Origin of the sequence: Agrobacterium tumefaciens str. B6 (genome assembly GCF_001541315.1) — a bacterium.
In the GTDB taxonomy this organism is placed as follows: Bacteria; Pseudomonadota; Alphaproteobacteria; order Rhizobiales; family Rhizobiaceae; genus Agrobacterium; species Agrobacterium radiobacter.
The window spans coordinates 413,869-429,514 of the sequence record NZ_LMVK01000012.1 but is presented as its reverse complement, the minus strand read 5'-3'; the positions used below and the strand labels follow the sequence as shown (position 1 = coordinate 429,514).

Genomic DNA, 15,646 nt, shown 5'->3' with positions numbered 1-15,646 from the left:
CCAAGCGGCAATGCTGATTTCAATAGCTAGCCATCGCCAGGAATCGCGCAAAATCGGGGAACCCGGCCTGGGGGCCCCTCGCCGCACAAAAAAGCCGGGCATAGCCCGGCTTTTCTCATTTACAGCGCCTTTCGGCTCGATCAGTTGATCGCCTTCATGTTGACGGTGAAGAACAGCGTCTCGCCGGAAGAATCGTCCACGCCGTCATTGTCGGTCACGGCATAGGCCGTTCCAGCCTTGTCGAAGGTGAAGCCTTCCAGCTTGTCAACGACGTAGCCGTTGGTCTGGGCCTTGAGGTCGGGCAGGAAGTCATGGGCTTCCTGCTTGGCCACCAGCGGCAGTTCGCCGCCGATCTTGCCCGGCTTCAGGTCCGCGATCGCAACGCGGTAGAGCTTCTTGATCTTGGCCTTGTCGCCGATCTGGTTGTCGCGCTCGACGATATAGACATAGTCGCCCTGCGCGGTGATTTCGGAAAGGCCAATCCAGCCTGCCTCGGTCTTGTCGAGCGGATAACGCACGGCGCCCCACTCCTTGGACTTCGGATTGTAGGAGACGAGCTTGACGAAGCCCTTCTCATCCGTGCCCCACTCGCGCTGCACGGCCATCCACAGCGTGGCGTCGTCGCCCTTGCCGATCATGGTCACGCCTTCGAAACCGAAGCGGGTATCGCCGGAAAGGAGTTCCTTCGGCAGAGCGATCTCGGCCTTGATTTCGCCCTTGGCGTTGACGTTATAGAGCGCGTGCGGAACAAGCTTGGCGCTGTCGCCTTCAGAGGCCAGCCAGAAACCGCCCTTGCCATCAAGCGTGATGCCTTCGATGTCGAGCTTCTGAGCAGCAATGCCGTCACGCTTGACGCGCAGCACGCTGGTGATGGTGGCAGGCTTCTTCGTGGCGTCGATGGTGAAGATCGACGGCTGGTTGCCATAGACCGAGTCGGAAACGGCATAGAGAATGCCGGGCTTCTCGGCATCGCCGACCAGGCCGGAAAGAGCGCCCCAGCCGATCGGCGCCCCGTCGACGGTGGCGGAAACGAGCTGCGGATAGGCAGGCTGGCCTTCAGTGCGCTCATAAAGCATGACATGCGAGCGGACACCGCCGTCTTCGATCAGATCGACCTCATTGGCCGTGGCAAGGAGATTGCGCGACGGAATGGCGACGGCGCCTTCCGGCGAGACGCCCGAAGGCAGGAGCTGCGTCAGCTGCGGCTCCGCACCGGTATCCTTGTAGACGGCGACCACCGAAGCGCGCTCGGCAAGCACGAAGAAATACTTCTGGCCATCAAAGGTTGCCGCTTCCAGACCCTCGGGCTCAATGCCCTTGGCCTTGGAGCGCTTTTCTGGATAGTGGCCGATGGCGGCAACCGCGCGCTCGAGCGAAGCACCGGCTTCATAAACAAGCTTGCCGGTCTTGTCGAAAATGGTGAAGCCGCGCGAACCGCCCTGCCAGTCGCCTTCATTGGCGATGACGATACGGTCATTGTCCAGCCACTTTACAGCGTCCGGCTCGCGCTTGCGGCCTTCCTGCTTGTCGGTGAATTTCAGCTGACCGTCGGTCTTCGTGTCGACGCCTTCCAGATCAACCTTGCCGGCGGAGAAATGCGTCTTCACCGCGCCGGTCTTGCCATCGATGATGACGATATGGTTGTTTTCCTGCAGCGTCAGAGCGATCTCGCCATTGGCGTTGATCGAGACGAATTCCGGCTCCGGATCCTCAGGGGAAATTTCGGCGAGACCGGTAACGTCAATCTTCTTCAGCGTCGCGCAGTCGGCCACGCCGTCCTTCAGGCCGACCGTTACCAGATAGCCGGCGGGCATCTGCGGCAGTGCGCCTTCGTTCACATCTTCATCACGCTCGTTTTCGATCGCGATGGCGGCAAAGGTTTTATCAGGGGAAACGGCGACGGAATCGGGCTGGCCGCCGAGATCACAGCTTGCCTCGATCTTCTTCGTGGCAATATCGACCGTCACCAGCTTGCCGGACGGGTTGGCGCGGTTTTCCGACGTATTGACGCCGGCCAGAACCTTGAGGCCAGCAACGGCAACAGAGGTCGGCTCGCCTTCCAGCAGCAATGCGCCGCCGGCCTTGGGGGCCTTCGCGTCGGTGATGTCGATGAAACCGATGCCGCCAAGCGGGCTGTCCGAATAGATCAGCGTCTTGCCGTCTTCACTGGCGGTGATGATTTCAGCCGAGGTGACGGACTTGGCGTCCTTGTCCGCGGGAAGGTTTTTCGCCACCGGGAAAGACGCGATGCGGTTGAAAACCGGCTCGGCAGCGGCCGGCAAGGCCACGGACGTGAGCAGAGCAGCGGTCAAGGCCATTTGAGAAAATCGGAACGCCATTTTAATCCCCCTTGGGTCCAGAAATACCCCATGGCTTCTGCGTCAAAGACATGACAGTGGCATGACATTTCCTGTCGGGAATCAAAAAGCCCGGCCATGGAGACCGGGCTTTCTTGTTTCTGCGCACATTCCGCGTATCGGAGCACCGTGTGACCGGATGGAGGCTGCACAGGCGCGCTCCCTACTTTCGTTTACATCCTGCCGGATTGAGAACCGGGCTATCCGAAAAGCATTTCGAAAAACCGCCCGGTTTTGAGCCGGCATGATGGCGTCAGCGCGTCAAAACATGTTTCCTCGTGACCCTGAAAAGCCGCCCGCCCGCCGCCGGGCGTTGCGGCTTTCCGGAAACCTTACGAGTTGACGGCGTCCTTCAGGCCCTTGCCTGCGGAAAACTTCGGTACGTTGCGAGCCGGGATATCGACTTCAGCACCCGTAGAAGGGTTACGGCCCTTGGAGGCTTCACGGCGGCTAACGGAGAAGCTGCCGAAGCCAGCGAGGCGAATGTCGCCACCGTTCTTCAGTTCGCTCTGTACGGTTTCGAATACGGCATCAACAGCGGAAGCAGCATCTGCCTTCGTGAGACCAGCCTTTTCGGCAACAGCAGAGACGAGCTCGTTCTTGTTCATGTTTCCACCCCTTTCAATGGTTTGAAACGACTCAAATTAAGCCGGCGCAGAATACGTTTGCATCCGCGCGCAGCAACCCAAAAGCGCTGGAATCGCCTGAAAAACAAGGGGTCTGCGATTTTTTTCACAAAAAAGGCCGACATTTCTGCCGGCCTTCCACATATTCGTGCCAAATTCGCATCACTTGCCCGGAGTTGAGCGCAGAATGCGCCTTCCGACACCTAACATATTGAATCTATGCAGCACCCGTCGCGAAAGGCGATTCCCGCCCCTCGCGACGAAGCATGTATCAATGTGCGATGGTCTGGCTGCCGTCGTCGACGCCTTCGACCGTAGCGATAACAGGCGTCTCGATGCTGCCGTCCCACTCGATGGGCTCCGGCTGGCGCAGAAGGGCGTGCCTGATAACCTCGCCCATGCGCGATACCGGGATGATCTCCATCCCGTTCTTCACATTATCTGGAATCTCCGCCAGATCCTTGGCGTTTTCTTCCGGGATCAGCACCTTCTTGATGCCGCCGCGAAGGGCCGCAAGCAGCTTTTCCTTCAGGCCGCCGATCGGCAGCACGCGACCACGAAGCGTGATCTCGCCCGTCATCGCCACATCCTTGGAGACCGGAATGCCGGTCATGATGGAGACGATGGCGGTTGCCATGGCAACACCGGCGGACGGTCCGTCCTTCGGGGTTGCGCCTTCCGGAACGTGGACGTGGATGTCGCTCTTGTCGAAGCGCGGCGGTTCGATGCCGAAATCCACGGCGCGCGAGCGGACGTAAGATGCCGCTGCCGAAATGGATTCCTTCATCACTTCCTTGAGGTTGCCGGTGACCGTCATGCGGCCCTTGCCCGGCATCATCACGCCTTCGATGGTGAGCAGCTCACCGCCGACTTCCGTCCAGGCCAGACCCGTGACGACGCCAACCTGATCCTCGCGCTCGGCCTCGCCGTGGCGGAACCGCGGAACGCCCAGATAATCCGGAACATTGGCAGCGGTGACTTCCACGGACTTGACCTTGCCCTTGATGATCTCGGTGACGGCCTTGCGCGCCAGCTTCATCAGCTCGCGCTCGAAGCTGCGCACGCCCGCCTCGCGGGTGTACTGCTGGATCACGATCATCAGAGCGTCATCGCTGACCGAGAACTCTTCCGGACGCAGGGCATGTTCCTTGATCGCCTTCGGCAACAGGTGACGCTTGGCGATTTCGCGCTTTTCGTCCTCCGTGTAACCGGCGATGCGGATCACTTCCATACGGTCCATCAGGGGACCTGGAATATTCAGCGTGTTGGCCGTGGTCACGAACATCACGTCGGACAGGTCATATTCCACTTCAAGGTAGTGGTCCATGAAGGTGGAGTTCTGTTCCGGATCGAGAACCTCCAGCAGTGCGGAAGAGGGATCGCCACGGAAATCCATGCCCATCTTGTCGATCTCGTCGAGCAGGAAGAGCGGATTGGACTTCTTGGCCTTCTTCATCGACTGGACGATCTTGCCAGGCATGGAGCCGATATAGGTACGGCGGTGACCACGGATTTCCGCTTCGTCACGCACGCCACCCAGCGCCATGCGCACATATTCGCGGCCGGTCGCCTTGGCGATCGACTTGGCGAGCGAGGTCTTGCCGACGCCGGGAGGGCCGACGAGGCACAGGATGGGGCCGCGAATCTTCGACGCGCGCGCCTGCACGGCCAGATATTCGACGATGCGTTCCTTGACCTTGTCGAGACCGAAATGATCCTGATCGAGGATTTTCTCTGCGGCGTTGAGGTCGGCCTTGATCTTCGACTTCTTGCCCCAGGGCAGACCGAGCAGCCAATCCAGATAGTTGCGCACGACGGTCGCTTCCGCGGACATCGGGCTCATCTGGCGAAGCTTCTTCATTTCCGCTTCGGCCTTTTCCTTGGCCTCCTTGGAAAGCTTGGTCTTGGCGATGCGCTCTTCCAGTTCGGCCATCTCGTCACGGCCGTCCTCGCCGTCGCCGAGTTCCTTCTGGATCGCCTTCATCTGCTCGTTCAGGTGATATTCGCGCTGGGTCTTCTCCATCTGGCGCTTGACGCGCGAGCGGATACGCTTTTCGACCTGCAGCACGGAAATCTCGCCTTCCATGAAGCCAAGCGCCTTTTCAAGCCGCTGCTTCACGCTGACGGTTTCCAGCATTTCCTGCTTTTCGGTGATCTTGATCGACAGGTGCGAAGCGACCGTATCAGCGAGCTTCGAATAATCGTCGATCTGGCCGGCAGCGCCGACAACCTCGGGCGAAATCTTCTTGTTGAGCTTCACATAGCTCTCGAATTCCGAAACGACCGAACGCGACAGCGCCTCGATCTCGACCGGATCTTCGGCAGGCTCCTGCAACGGCGTCGCAGTGGCTTCATAGAAGTCTTCACGGCCGGTGTAGCTGTCGATCTGGGCGCGGCCCTTGCCTTCCACCAGCACCTTCACGGTGCCGTCGGGAAGCTTCAGAAGCTGCAGGACATTTGCGACCGTGCCGACCTTGTGGATGGCTTCGGGAGCCGGATCGTCATCGCTGGCGTTGATCTGGGTGACAAGCATGATCTGCTTGTCCGAACCCATGACTTCCTCGAGCGCACGAATGGATTTTTCCCGCCCGACGAACAGGGGAACGATCATATGCGGGAAAACGACAATGTCGCGCAGGGGAAGTACCGGATAGGTACCACCAGATGCCGCAGACGTGATGTTCGTCATATCATTTCCTTTCATGGTCCCTTTCGGGACACTTTGCCGGACAGCTTGGGGCATCCGGCACATTCATTTCTCGAGACTGAAAATGGAGTTTCGAAACACCGATTTCAAGTCGCCGGAACAGACGATCCCGCTGAGCGGCAAGACCGTGAAATTCAACAAAACCCAGCGCCGGCTAGTACTCCCGACATTTCCGGTTATCCTTGAAGGTCAGGAACCGGGTCGCCGACGGGAATTCACATTTCCGTCATATCGCGCTGCAAATCAGTTGTAAGACTTTATCAGCAAAGCGCAATCCGCTCCAAACGCAAAATCGGGCTTCGCCAAATTAGGCGCAAGTTTCACACCTGTCGACAACAGAAAAGGCCCGCACGGGATGCGGGCCTTTTGATTTCATCAAAGTACAGGACCGGTCGATCAGGCCGAAACGTTGGTCTTTTCTTCCTGACGATCCGCATAGATGTAGAGCGGACGGGCGACGCCGCTGACGACGTCGTTGGAAATGACCACTTCGCGTACGCCTTCCAGCGTCGGCAGTTCGAACATGGTATCCAGCAGGATTTTCTCCATGATCGAGCGCAGGCCGCGGGCGCCGGTCTTGCGGGTGATCGCCTTGCGGGCGATTTCGCGCAGAGCGTCCTCGTGGAAGGTCAGTTCCACATCTTCCATCTCGAACAGGCGCTGATACTGCTTGACCAGCGCGTTCTTCGGCTCGGACAGGATCTGGATCAGTGCATCCTCGTCGAGGTCCTCCAGCGTCGCCAGAACCGGCAGACGGCCGATGAATTCCGGGATGAGACCGAACTTCACCAGGTCTTCGGGCTCCAGTTCGCGCAGAACCTCGCCAACGCGGCGATCGTCTTCCGCCTTGACGGTCGCACCAAAGCCGATCGAGGTCTTTTCACCACGGGCCGAGATGATCTTGTCGAGGCCGGCAAACGCGCCGCCGCAGATGAACAGGATGTTGGTCGTATCCACCTGCAGGAATTCCTGCTGCGGATGCTTGCGGCCGCCCTGCGGCGGAACGGAAGCGACCGTGCCTTCCATGATCTTCAGAAGCGCCTGCTGAACGCCCTCGCCCGACACGTCGCGCGTGATGGACGGGTTGTCCGACTTGCGGGAAATCTTGTCGACTTCGTCAATATAGACGATGCCGCGCTGGGCGCGTTCGACATTGTAATCCGCAGACTGCAACAGCTTCAGGATGATGTTTTCCACGTCCTCGCCGACATACCCGGCTTCGGTCAGCGTCGTTGCATCCGCCATGGTGAAGGGAACGTCGATGATGCGGGCGAGCGTCTGGGCAAGATAGGTCTTGCCGCAACCCGTCGGACCGACGAGCATGATGTTCGACTTCGCAAGCTCGACATCGCCGTTCTTGGAGGCGTGCGCGAGGCGCTTGTAGTGGTTGTGAACGGCCACCGACAGGATTTTCTTCGCCTGCTTCTGGCCGATGACATATTCGTCGAGAATCTTGATGATGTCCTGCGGGGTGGGAACACCCTCGCGCGACTTCACCATCGATGTCTTGTTCTCTTCACGGATGATGTCCATGCACAATTCGACGCATTCATCGCAGATGAATACCGTCGGTCCGGCAATGAGTTTCCGGACTTCGTGCTGGCTCTTGCCGCAGAATGAACAATAGAGTGTATTCTTAGAGTCGCCGCCGTTGCTGCCGCTGACTTTGCTCATATCTCTTTCCTTCCAGCACGCCGCAGGTCCGCCAAACGGATCGCGGTCAACTTACCGCCCGCCGATACGGCAGCCCTTGGGGTGCATCGCCGTATCCGCCTCGTTTCCCGGGGTACTAACCGGTATCAGATACATGAGCTGACAACCGGCTGCAACGAATTCCCCATCAAACCAAAGGCCACGTCATAAAAATTCAACATAGCCTTTATATATACTAATATCGCTTTCTGTTGCGGTTGAAAGCCCCGAAATTACTTTTGCGGGTTCAAACAAACGTCAAAAAGCGGCGCGCCTCAATTCGCGGCGGCGCCTTCGATTTCCTGGCGCGAGGTCAGGATCTTGTCGATCACGCCCCAGTCCTTCGCCTCGTCTGCATCCATGAAATGGTCGCGATCAAGGGTTTTTTCAACCTCTTCGAGCGTGCGGCCGGTATGCTTCACGTAGACTTCATTCAGGCGACGCTTCATCTTGATGATGTCACGGGCATGGCGCTCGATATCCGATGCCTGCCCCTGGAAACCGCCCGACGGCTGGTGAACCATGATGCGGGCGTTCGGGGTGGCGAAACGCATTCCCTTTTCACCGGCAGCCAGAAGCAGCGAGCCCATGGACGCGGCCTGACCGACGCAGAGCGTGGAAACCGCAGGGCGGATGAACTGCATCGTATCGTAGATCGCCATGCCGGCGGTCACGACGCCACCCGGCGAATTGATGTAGAGCGCGATTTCCTTCTTCGGGTTTTCAGCCTCGAGGAAAAGAAGCTGCGCGCAGACGAGCGACGCCATCTGGTCTTCCACCGGACCGGTAAGGAAAATGATGCGTTCCTTGAGAAGACGGGAAAATATGTCGTAGGAGCGTTCGCCGCGATTGGTCTGCTCTACGACCATCGGCACCAGAGCCATGGCGGTATCAACTGGATTTTTCATGTCCGTCCTTTGTCAAACTCTGCCCTTCGCGGAAAACCGCTCCGGAATCACTTCTAACCTTCATACTCCCTACATAGAGTGTCCCTGCCCCGTACTTCAAGACACGAAGCCGCATATCCTTAACGGCTCAACAGCGTTTGCAGGCCGCCGGGGCCCGGCTTGGCAAGGGTTTCGAACCGGGCGGGGCCGGCCGGGCGTCTTTCCCTCACCGCCACCAATTTTTTACTATGGCGCGCGACGGGGGCAAAAATCGCCCGCCATGCACAGATATAACTTCTCACCGGCAAGAACTCGTTAGTATTTGCTGCTGATACTGGCCAGCGAATTTCCGGTTCCCCTTGGGGAATGGGCCCATCCGGGCGAAATGGCAGCTCAACAATTCCAGCGGGCATAACGCACCTTGTGCGAGAGGGCCCGCTTTTACCGCATGATGGCGCAGATAGGATTTTGCAATGCTGGATGCAAAGACGAGCACGCTACTATGGGCGGCGGAAACGTTCACCCTTGCCGTGCTTTTGGGAACGCTGTGGCTGCACCGCCCTTCCCGCCGGCATAATCTCTATTTCGCCGCCGGTTTCCTCGCCACAGGCATCGGCACTGTCTTGGTGGCGTTTCGCGGAGATATTTCCAGTTTTCTGTCCATTCAGGTCGGCAACACGCTGGCGCTTTCCGCCTTCGGTTTCTGGCTGGCGGGCCTCTTGCGCTTCGAGCAGCGCACATGCGGCGGCTGGATTGCTATTCCGGCTTTGCTGTGGATCGCCGGAATGTTCGTGCCGCCCGTGCGCGAAGACATGGTCGCCCGCATCCTGCTTTATCATGCCAGCGCGGCCACGGGCTATTTCATGCTCGCCGGCGTTCTTCTTGCCAGCAGGGCGCACGCATCACGCAGCCGGAAGGTCCTGGCCACGATCCTGATCCTGCAGGCTTTTGCCGGAGCGATCGTCGCATCCATCGTCATCCCGGCCAATGCCGCAATCCCCAATGCCATTCCCATGACATCGGCGCTCTCCATTTCCGGCATGCTCGGCTTCACGGCGATCATCATGATCAGCGCCAAGATCATCATGGAAGACACGGAGATTCGTCTCCACCGCCTCGCCATGACCGATCATCTGACCGGCGTTCTCAACCGGCGCGGTCTGCTGGAGGAGTTCGAGCGCATCAAGAAAAGGTCGCCGGCCTCCAGCCGTTATGTGGCGCTGGTGCTGTTCGACATCGACCATTTCAAGAAGATCAACGACAGATACGGCCATCAGTCCGGCGATGCGGTCCTCGTGCATTTCTGCAATATCGCCCAGCGTGTGATCGGCGATCGCGGCCTTTTCGTCAGAATGGGAGGCGAGGAATTCGCGCTGGTCGCCGAAGTCGAAAGCCCTTCCAGCACAGCGACGCTTGCGGAAGCCATCCGCAGCAATCTGCGCCTGTCGAAGATCAGTTCGCGTAGTGAAAGCATCGAGGTGACCACCAGCGTCGGCATCGCCGAAGCCATGATCAGGGATGCCGACCTCAACACCATGATGACCGAAGCCGACCGTGCGCTCTATGCCGCCAAGAAGGCCGGGCGCAACCGGACCGTCATCCACGTCAATTCGGCCAATGTCGTCGTGCCCGCCTCGGACCGCGACGAAAACCCGATGGACAACAATGCCGACCGCCAGGTTGCGGCGCTGAACCGGATATCCGCCATCGCCAGTCGATGACGATGTAACCATCCAGTGACAGACGGAGGGGAGTTCCCCTCCCTTCCCAAAGCGCCACGCGCGGAATAAACCATGGGCATGACAGCGACATTCCCCTTTCTCAAAATCGATCCCGCCACCCGCCGCGTTTCACTCGACGCCCGCGACCCGGCCTTCTACAACGATCCGAACCCGGTTTATGCCGCCCTGCATGCGCAATGTCCCACCTTTTACTGGGAGGAGCAGCGGCAATGGTTCTTCACCGGTTACGACCATGTCAGCGCACTTCTGCGCGACCGCCGCTTCGGACGGCAGATCCTGCATGTGGCTAGCCGCGAGGACATCGGCCTGCCGCGCCCGCTGGAACATGTGAAGCATTTCGACGCCGCCGAGCAGCATTCGCTTCTGGAGCTGGAGCCGCCGGAACACACGCGGCTGCGCACGCTCATCAACCGCGCCTTCGTTTCCCGGCATGTCGACAAGATGAAACCGGAAATCGAGGAACTCGCCAACCGCCTGATCGATGCCTTCGAGAGCAAGGGCGAAACCGAGCTGCTCTCCTCTTATGCCGATATCATCCCGGTGACGATGATCGCCCGCATGATCGGCATTCCCGAAGAGATGGGGCCGCAGCTTCTGAAATGGTCGCATGCCTATGTCGGCATGTACATGTTCAAGCGCACGCCCGAGGACGAGCTTCTGGCCGACAGGGCCGCGCATGAATTTTCAGACTATGTGCGCAGCGTGATCGCCGAGCGGCGGGCGGAGCCGAAGGATGACCTGCTGAGCCACATGATCCATACGGAGCACAAGGGCCAATACCTGACCGACGACGAGCTCATCTCCACCACCATCGTGCTGCTGAATGCCGGGCACGAGGCGACCGTGCACCAGATCGGCAATTCCGTGCGCATCATTCTGGAAAGCGGCATTTCTCCGGAGACCCTGTTCCACGACGAGGCCGCCACGGAACGCACGGTGGAAGAAACCCTGCGCATCTGCGCCCCGGTTCATATTTTCCAGCGCTGGGTTCTGGAACCGGTCGAAATCGACGGCGTCGCATTCAAGCGCGGCGACAAGGTCAGCCTCATCCTGGCAGCAGCCAACCTCGACCCGGCGAAATTTTCCGATCCGCTGACTTTCCAGCCGGACCGGAACGAAGGCGCCAACGTCTCTTTCGGCGCCGGCATCCATTTCTGCATCGGCGCACCGCTTGCACGGCTGGAGCTTAATCTCGCCCTGCCCCTGCTTTTCAAACGCCTGCCGGGCCTGAAGATTGCCGAGCCGCCCAAGGTCAAGGATGTCTATCATTTCCATGGCCTGGAGCGGCTCGATCTCAGCTGGTAAGGCAGAGGGAGGATTCGGCCTTAAATCTGGGCCAGACCGCCATCAACCGAGAGCTCGACGCCGGTGATATAGCTGGCCTTGGAAGATGCCAGAAACAACACCGCCTCGGCGATTTCGTCGGGGTCGGCCATACGGCCGATCGGTGCCGCATCCTTCAGATAGGCCTTGAAACCGGCGATCTTCTCATCGTCCATCTTCAGGCCATTTTCCATGATCGGCGTGCGGGTAACGCCCGGGCTCACCGTATTGACGCGGATTTCCCGCGCTTTCAGATCATTGGCAAAACTGCGGGCGAATGAGCGAACTGCCGCTTTCGAAGCATTGTAAGCGCTCAGTTTTTCCATGCCCTTGTTGCCGACGATCGACCCCGTCAATACGATCGAACCGCCGTCCTTCAGCACCGGCAACAACGTCTGCACCGTGTAAAACACGCCCTTCACGTTGATGTCAAAAATCCGGTCGTAAAGCGCCTCATGGGTTGCACCAAGATCGTTGTTTTCGGCGATGCCGGCATTGGCGACCAGCACATCCACCTTTCGCCCGTCGGCTTCTATGCGGGCCTTGAGCTGTTCCAGATCCGAAAGCTTGGCAACATCGGAAACGAAGCCGATTGCCCGCTCCCCGAGCTTGGCGACGGCGGCATCGAGATTGGCTGAATTGCGGCCCGTCACATAGACCGCAGAGGCGCCGCCCTCCAGAAACAACCTGGCGACTGAAAAGCCGATGCCTGTCGATCCGCCCGTGACGACGACCACCTGTCCGCTGAATAGTCCAGACATTGCAAACTCCATGAATATCGTAATTTCCGAATTACCATAATTCGGTATTTCGGTTTTATTGAAATATTGAAGCTTGTCAATCCATATGCTACAGGCGGTCCATGGTTCAGTTTTTTCATCCCGCTCGCGAGGACATATCGCTTACCGCCGTGCTGTCCGCCCTTGGCGAGCCCGCGCGCATGGGCATCATCCGCAAATTATGGGTGTCGGAGACCGGGCAAAATTGCGGTGCGGCAGCCCCCTGTCAGGATATGCCGCGCTCCACCCTGTCCAGCCATATGCGAATCCTGCGTGAGGCAGGATTGATCCGCACCCATAAACAGGGCGTCGAAAATATCAGCGTTGTGCGCATTGAGGATATGGAAGCCCGCTTTCCCGGACTCCTTCCATCGATTCTCAAATTCGATGAGCAGTAAGCACCAAACCGCATCCGGCCTCAGAGCCGGATGACGTAGTCCTTGCGCGTCGTTTCCACCACTTCCCACGTGCCGGCAAAGCCCGGACGCAGGATAACGCGGTCACCGGGTTTCAGATCGCGCGGCGCACCGCCATCTTCGGTCAGGATGGAATGACCTTCGAGAATGTTGAAATATTCCCACTCGTCATAAACAATCCGCCATTTGCCGGGGGTGGACTGCCAGATGCCGGCATAGATGCCGCCGGGAGCCTCCTCGATATTCCATGTGGTGAATCTCGGATCGCCGGAGATCAGCCTTTCCGGCGCAGGCGCGCCATGCTCCACCTCGGTAACATCATCAAAGGACAGAAAATTCGCCATGACATCCGGATCCATCAAATGTGGTTGGTAAAATAGCTTTGCTCATTTGTGAGCGCTTCGTCAAACGTCTTCAACTTCAAATGCAACTTAAAATTGACTTCATGGACGGCGAACGCTTGCTCGTTGCCCCGTTCCCCGTCGCGGCCTTGCAGCGGGAGAAGATGCGGTTCACTCCATCCTCGTCCAGCCAAAAACCAGCCAGGTATATTTCGACTTCTTGTCGGGTTCGGCGGTGTAGGTCATCTGTATATCGCCGTCCTTCGCATAAATATCGAGCCTGGGCGCCGTATCCAGCTTCAGCCAAAGCGAACTCTTGTTGAAAGACCATGTTCCGCACCAGACGCATGAACCCGAGGGATCACCGGCCTGATGGAAATTATAACGACCGTCCGCCGTGATCTCCAGATAGTCGAACGCCGAGTAAAATGTCGTTACCGTCTCCTGGAACAGTGTCGCATCCGCTTCCTGCTGCGAGGTGGGCGCGGTCTTCATATCGCGCGGCGGGCGGCTGGTCGCACCGCTGAGTTTCCACTTTCCGACAAAATCCTTCTGAGTCGGGAAATATTCCGCCTCCGCCTTTGCCGGCGAAACCGAAGCGACGACAGGTATATCAGCCATACCCGCGACCCCGATCGCAAGGAGAAGGGTGACGATGCGGAGCATTCCGGTTCGGTTTTTCATATGGCCTATCTTTCGCAATGGGAGTGCAAGGGCCTGTTCTAGGCAGATTCGGCGCTCCGGGTAAGATGGTAGCCGATGAACGGAAGCGGCGCGCCCATCGTCCGCCTGGCTCACCAACTGCCTTCCGGCACTGACACCAAAGTTTTATCCACAAACCGAAGTGACAACCTCAGTTTCCCGCTGATTTCACCCGCGCAATGAACGGGAATATCACCGCAGGAAATTCGAAGGGGGAGTCACGCGAGTACCAAACTCGCGTGACCAACCACGTCACAGCTTGGCAAGCGATTGTTCGAGATCGGCGATGATGTCCTTGACGTCCTCGATGCCGATCGACAGGCGAACCACATCCGGCCCTGCACCGGCGGCCGTCTGCTGTTCCGGTGTCAATTGCGCATGCGTGGTGGAGGCCGGGTGGATGACGAGGGAGCGCGTGTCGCCGATATTGGCGAGATGGGAGAAGAGCTGCAGCCCTTCCACCAGCGCCTTGCCGGCCGCATAACCACCCTTGACGCCGAAAGTGAAGACGGAGCCTGCGCCCTTTGGCGAATATCGCTGCTGGAGGGCGTAGTTGTCGCTGTCCTCCAGCCCGGCATAATGCACCCAGCTGACTTTGGGATGCGCCTTCAGCCATTTCGCGACGGCCAGCGCATTGTCGGAATGGCGCTGAACGCGCAGCGGCAGTGTCTCGATGCCCGTAAGGATGAGGAAGGCGTTGAAGGGCGAAATGGCCGGTCCGAGGTCACGCAATCCCAGAACGCGGCAAGCGATGGCGAAGGCGAAATTGCCGAAGGTCTGGTGCAGCACGACGCCGGAATATTCCGGCCGGGGCTGCGACAGCGCCGGATATCTGTCCGTCGCCGACCAGTCGAAGGTCCCGCCGCCAACGATGATGCCGCCCATGGAATTGCCGTGCCCGCCAAGGAATTTCGTCAGCGAATGCAGCACGATGTCAGCGCCGTGTTCCAGCGGCCGCAGCAGATAGGGGCTCGCCATGGTGTTGTCGACGATCAGCGGCAGGCCGTGCCGGTGGGCGACATCGGCAATCGCGGCTATATCCACGAAAGTACCGCCGGGATTGGCAAGGCTTTCGATGAAGACGGCGCGTGTGCGGTCGTCGATCTGCGCCTCGAAGCTGGCCGGATCGGTGGCGTCAGCCCAGCGCACCTGCCAGTCGAAGCCCTTGAAGGCGTGACCGAACTGGTTGATCGAGCCGCCATAAAGCTGACGAGCGGCGACGAAATTGTCGCCGGGCTGCAGGAGCGTATGGAAGACCAACAATTGCGCGGCATGGCCGGACGCCACGGCAAGCGCCGCCGTGCCGCCTTCCAGCGCCGCCACGCGCTCTTCCAGAACAGCCTGGGTGGGGTTCATGATTCGCGTGTAGATATTGCCGAACTCTTTCAATCCGAACAGGGCGGCGGCGTGATCGGCGTCGCGGAAAGCAAAGGCCGTCGTCTGATAAATGGGTGTCGCACGCGCGCCGGTGGTCGGATCAGGTTGTGCGCCCGCGTGGACGGCCAGCGTTGAAAACCCGGGATTGCTGCTCGGCATGATGTTTCCTCCAATGGAATTTTGAAGGGATCATAATGCCTTGCCGCCAAATGATAAGTCCGATCCGTACCAACTATCGCACAATATTGAGACGCGGATACTCAATTGCAGGGCAACGGTCCATCACAACCTCTATGCCATAGGCTTCCGCCTTGGCGGCGGCATTGTCATCGCGAACGGAAAGCTGGCCCCAGATCACCGATGGTCGCTCGGGCAGCAATATCGCCTCTTCGACGATTGCCGATAAATATTCCGGCGCGCGGAAAACATCGATCATGTCCACCGGCTCGGGAACATCGGCGAGCCTGGCGTAGACCTTCTGTCCCAATATCTCCTTGCCTGCCTGGCCGGGATTGACCGGAAACACGCGGTAGCCCTTGGACAGCAGGAAGCGCATGACGCCGTGGCTCGGCCTGTCCGGGTTGGGCGAAGCGCCGAGCAGCGCGATGGTTTTGACGTCAGTCAGAATTCTCCTGAGGTAATCGGGCTCGTAACTATCATGCTGCATGTCAACTTATCCCTCTTGGAACGTCACATG

Annotated in this window: 13 protein-coding genes; 3 read left to right on the top strand and 10 right to left on the bottom strand. The window is 58.9% G+C overall.

The annotated features are described in order from the left end of the window. Window positions 1–140: 140 nt before the first annotated feature. From ASB65_RS12250 to clpP, 5 genes are all read right to left on the bottom strand, one after another. Entirely contained in the window at window positions 141–2,339 is a 2,199-nt protein-coding gene (locus ASB65_RS12250) for an esterase-like activity of phytase family protein (RefSeq protein ID WP_060724096.1), read from the bottom strand. 350 nt (window positions 2,340–2,689) lie between these two features. After that, the gene (gene hupB, locus ASB65_RS12245) at window positions 2,690–2,965 is read right to left on the bottom strand and encodes a DNA-binding protein HupB (RefSeq protein ID WP_003502360.1); all 276 of its coding nucleotides are present in this window, start codon (window positions 2,963–2,965) and stop codon (window positions 2,690–2,692) included. 289 nt (window positions 2,966–3,254) lie between these two features. After that, a complete protein-coding gene (lon, locus tag ASB65_RS12240; protein WP_060724095.1) occupies window positions 3,255–5,672 on the bottom strand; it encodes an endopeptidase La in 2,418 nt (805 codons plus the stop codon). A gap of 414 nt (window positions 5,673–6,086) precedes the next feature. Next, the gene (gene clpX, locus ASB65_RS12230; protein ID WP_003496489.1) at window positions 6,087–7,364 is read right to left on the bottom strand and encodes an ATP-dependent Clp protease ATP-binding subunit ClpX; all 1,278 of its coding nucleotides are present in this window, start codon (window positions 7,362–7,364) and stop codon (window positions 6,087–6,089) included. Window positions 7,365–7,657: 293 nt separating this feature from the next. Next, on the bottom strand, window positions 7,658–8,290 hold the full coding sequence (gene clpP / locus ASB65_RS12225) for an ATP-dependent Clp endopeptidase proteolytic subunit ClpP (RefSeq protein ID WP_003521529.1): 633 nt from the start codon (window positions 8,288–8,290) through the stop codon (window positions 7,658–7,660). A gap of 452 nt (window positions 8,291–8,742) precedes the next feature. Between clpP and ASB65_RS12220 the strand changes: the two genes are divergently transcribed. Then, window positions 8,743–9,990, top strand: coding sequence for a sensor domain-containing diguanylate cyclase (locus ASB65_RS12220; protein ID WP_060724094.1), 1,248 nt, complete (start codon window positions 8,743–8,745; stop codon window positions 9,988–9,990). 72 nt (window positions 9,991–10,062) lie between these two features. Continuing rightward, window positions 10,063–11,316, top strand: coding sequence for a cytochrome P450 (locus ASB65_RS12215; RefSeq protein ID WP_060724093.1), 1,254 nt, complete (start codon window positions 10,063–10,065; stop codon window positions 11,314–11,316). A 20-nt stretch (window positions 11,317–11,336) separates the two neighbouring features. Here ASB65_RS12215 and ASB65_RS12210 read toward each other — a convergent pair whose 3' ends face one another. Further along, window positions 11,337–12,107: an SDR family NAD(P)-dependent oxidoreductase gene (locus ASB65_RS12210; RefSeq protein ID WP_003502349.1), complete on the bottom strand. Its 771-nt coding sequence runs from the start codon at window positions 12,105–12,107 to the stop codon at window positions 11,337–11,339. Between the two features lie 89 nt (window positions 12,108–12,196). Between ASB65_RS12210 and ASB65_RS12205 the strand changes: the two genes are divergently transcribed. Then, window positions 12,197–12,511 (top strand): ArsR/SmtB family transcription factor, encoded by a 315-nt coding sequence (locus ASB65_RS12205; RefSeq protein ID WP_060724092.1) that lies wholly within the window; start codon window positions 12,197–12,199, stop codon window positions 12,509–12,511. Window positions 12,512–12,531: 20 nt separating this feature from the next. Here the strand turns inward: ASB65_RS12205 and ASB65_RS12200 are convergent, their stop codons facing one another. The 4 genes from ASB65_RS12200 to ASB65_RS12185 all read right to left on the bottom strand — a co-directional run bounded on the left by ASB65_RS12200 (window position 12,532) and on the right by ASB65_RS12185 (window position 15,616). Beyond that, the gene (locus ASB65_RS12200) at window positions 12,532–12,873 is read right to left on the bottom strand and encodes a cupin domain-containing protein (protein WP_060724199.1); all 342 of its coding nucleotides are present in this window, start codon (window positions 12,871–12,873) and stop codon (window positions 12,532–12,534) included. A gap of 168 nt (window positions 12,874–13,041) precedes the next feature. Next, window positions 13,042–13,554, bottom strand: a complete 513-nt coding sequence (locus tag ASB65_RS12195; protein WP_060724091.1) for a hypothetical protein — start codon at window positions 13,552–13,554, stop codon at window positions 13,042–13,044. A 270-nt stretch (window positions 13,555–13,824) separates the two neighbouring features. Further along, entirely contained in the window at window positions 13,825–15,108 is a 1,284-nt protein-coding gene (locus ASB65_RS12190; protein WP_060724090.1) for an O-acetylhomoserine aminocarboxypropyltransferase, read from the bottom strand. A 73-nt stretch (window positions 15,109–15,181) separates the two neighbouring features. Beyond that, the gene (locus tag ASB65_RS12185) at window positions 15,182–15,616 is read right to left on the bottom strand and encodes a CoA-binding protein (RefSeq protein ID WP_003502339.1); all 435 of its coding nucleotides are present in this window, start codon (window positions 15,614–15,616) and stop codon (window positions 15,182–15,184) included. Window positions 15,617–15,646 lie beyond the last annotated feature (30 nt).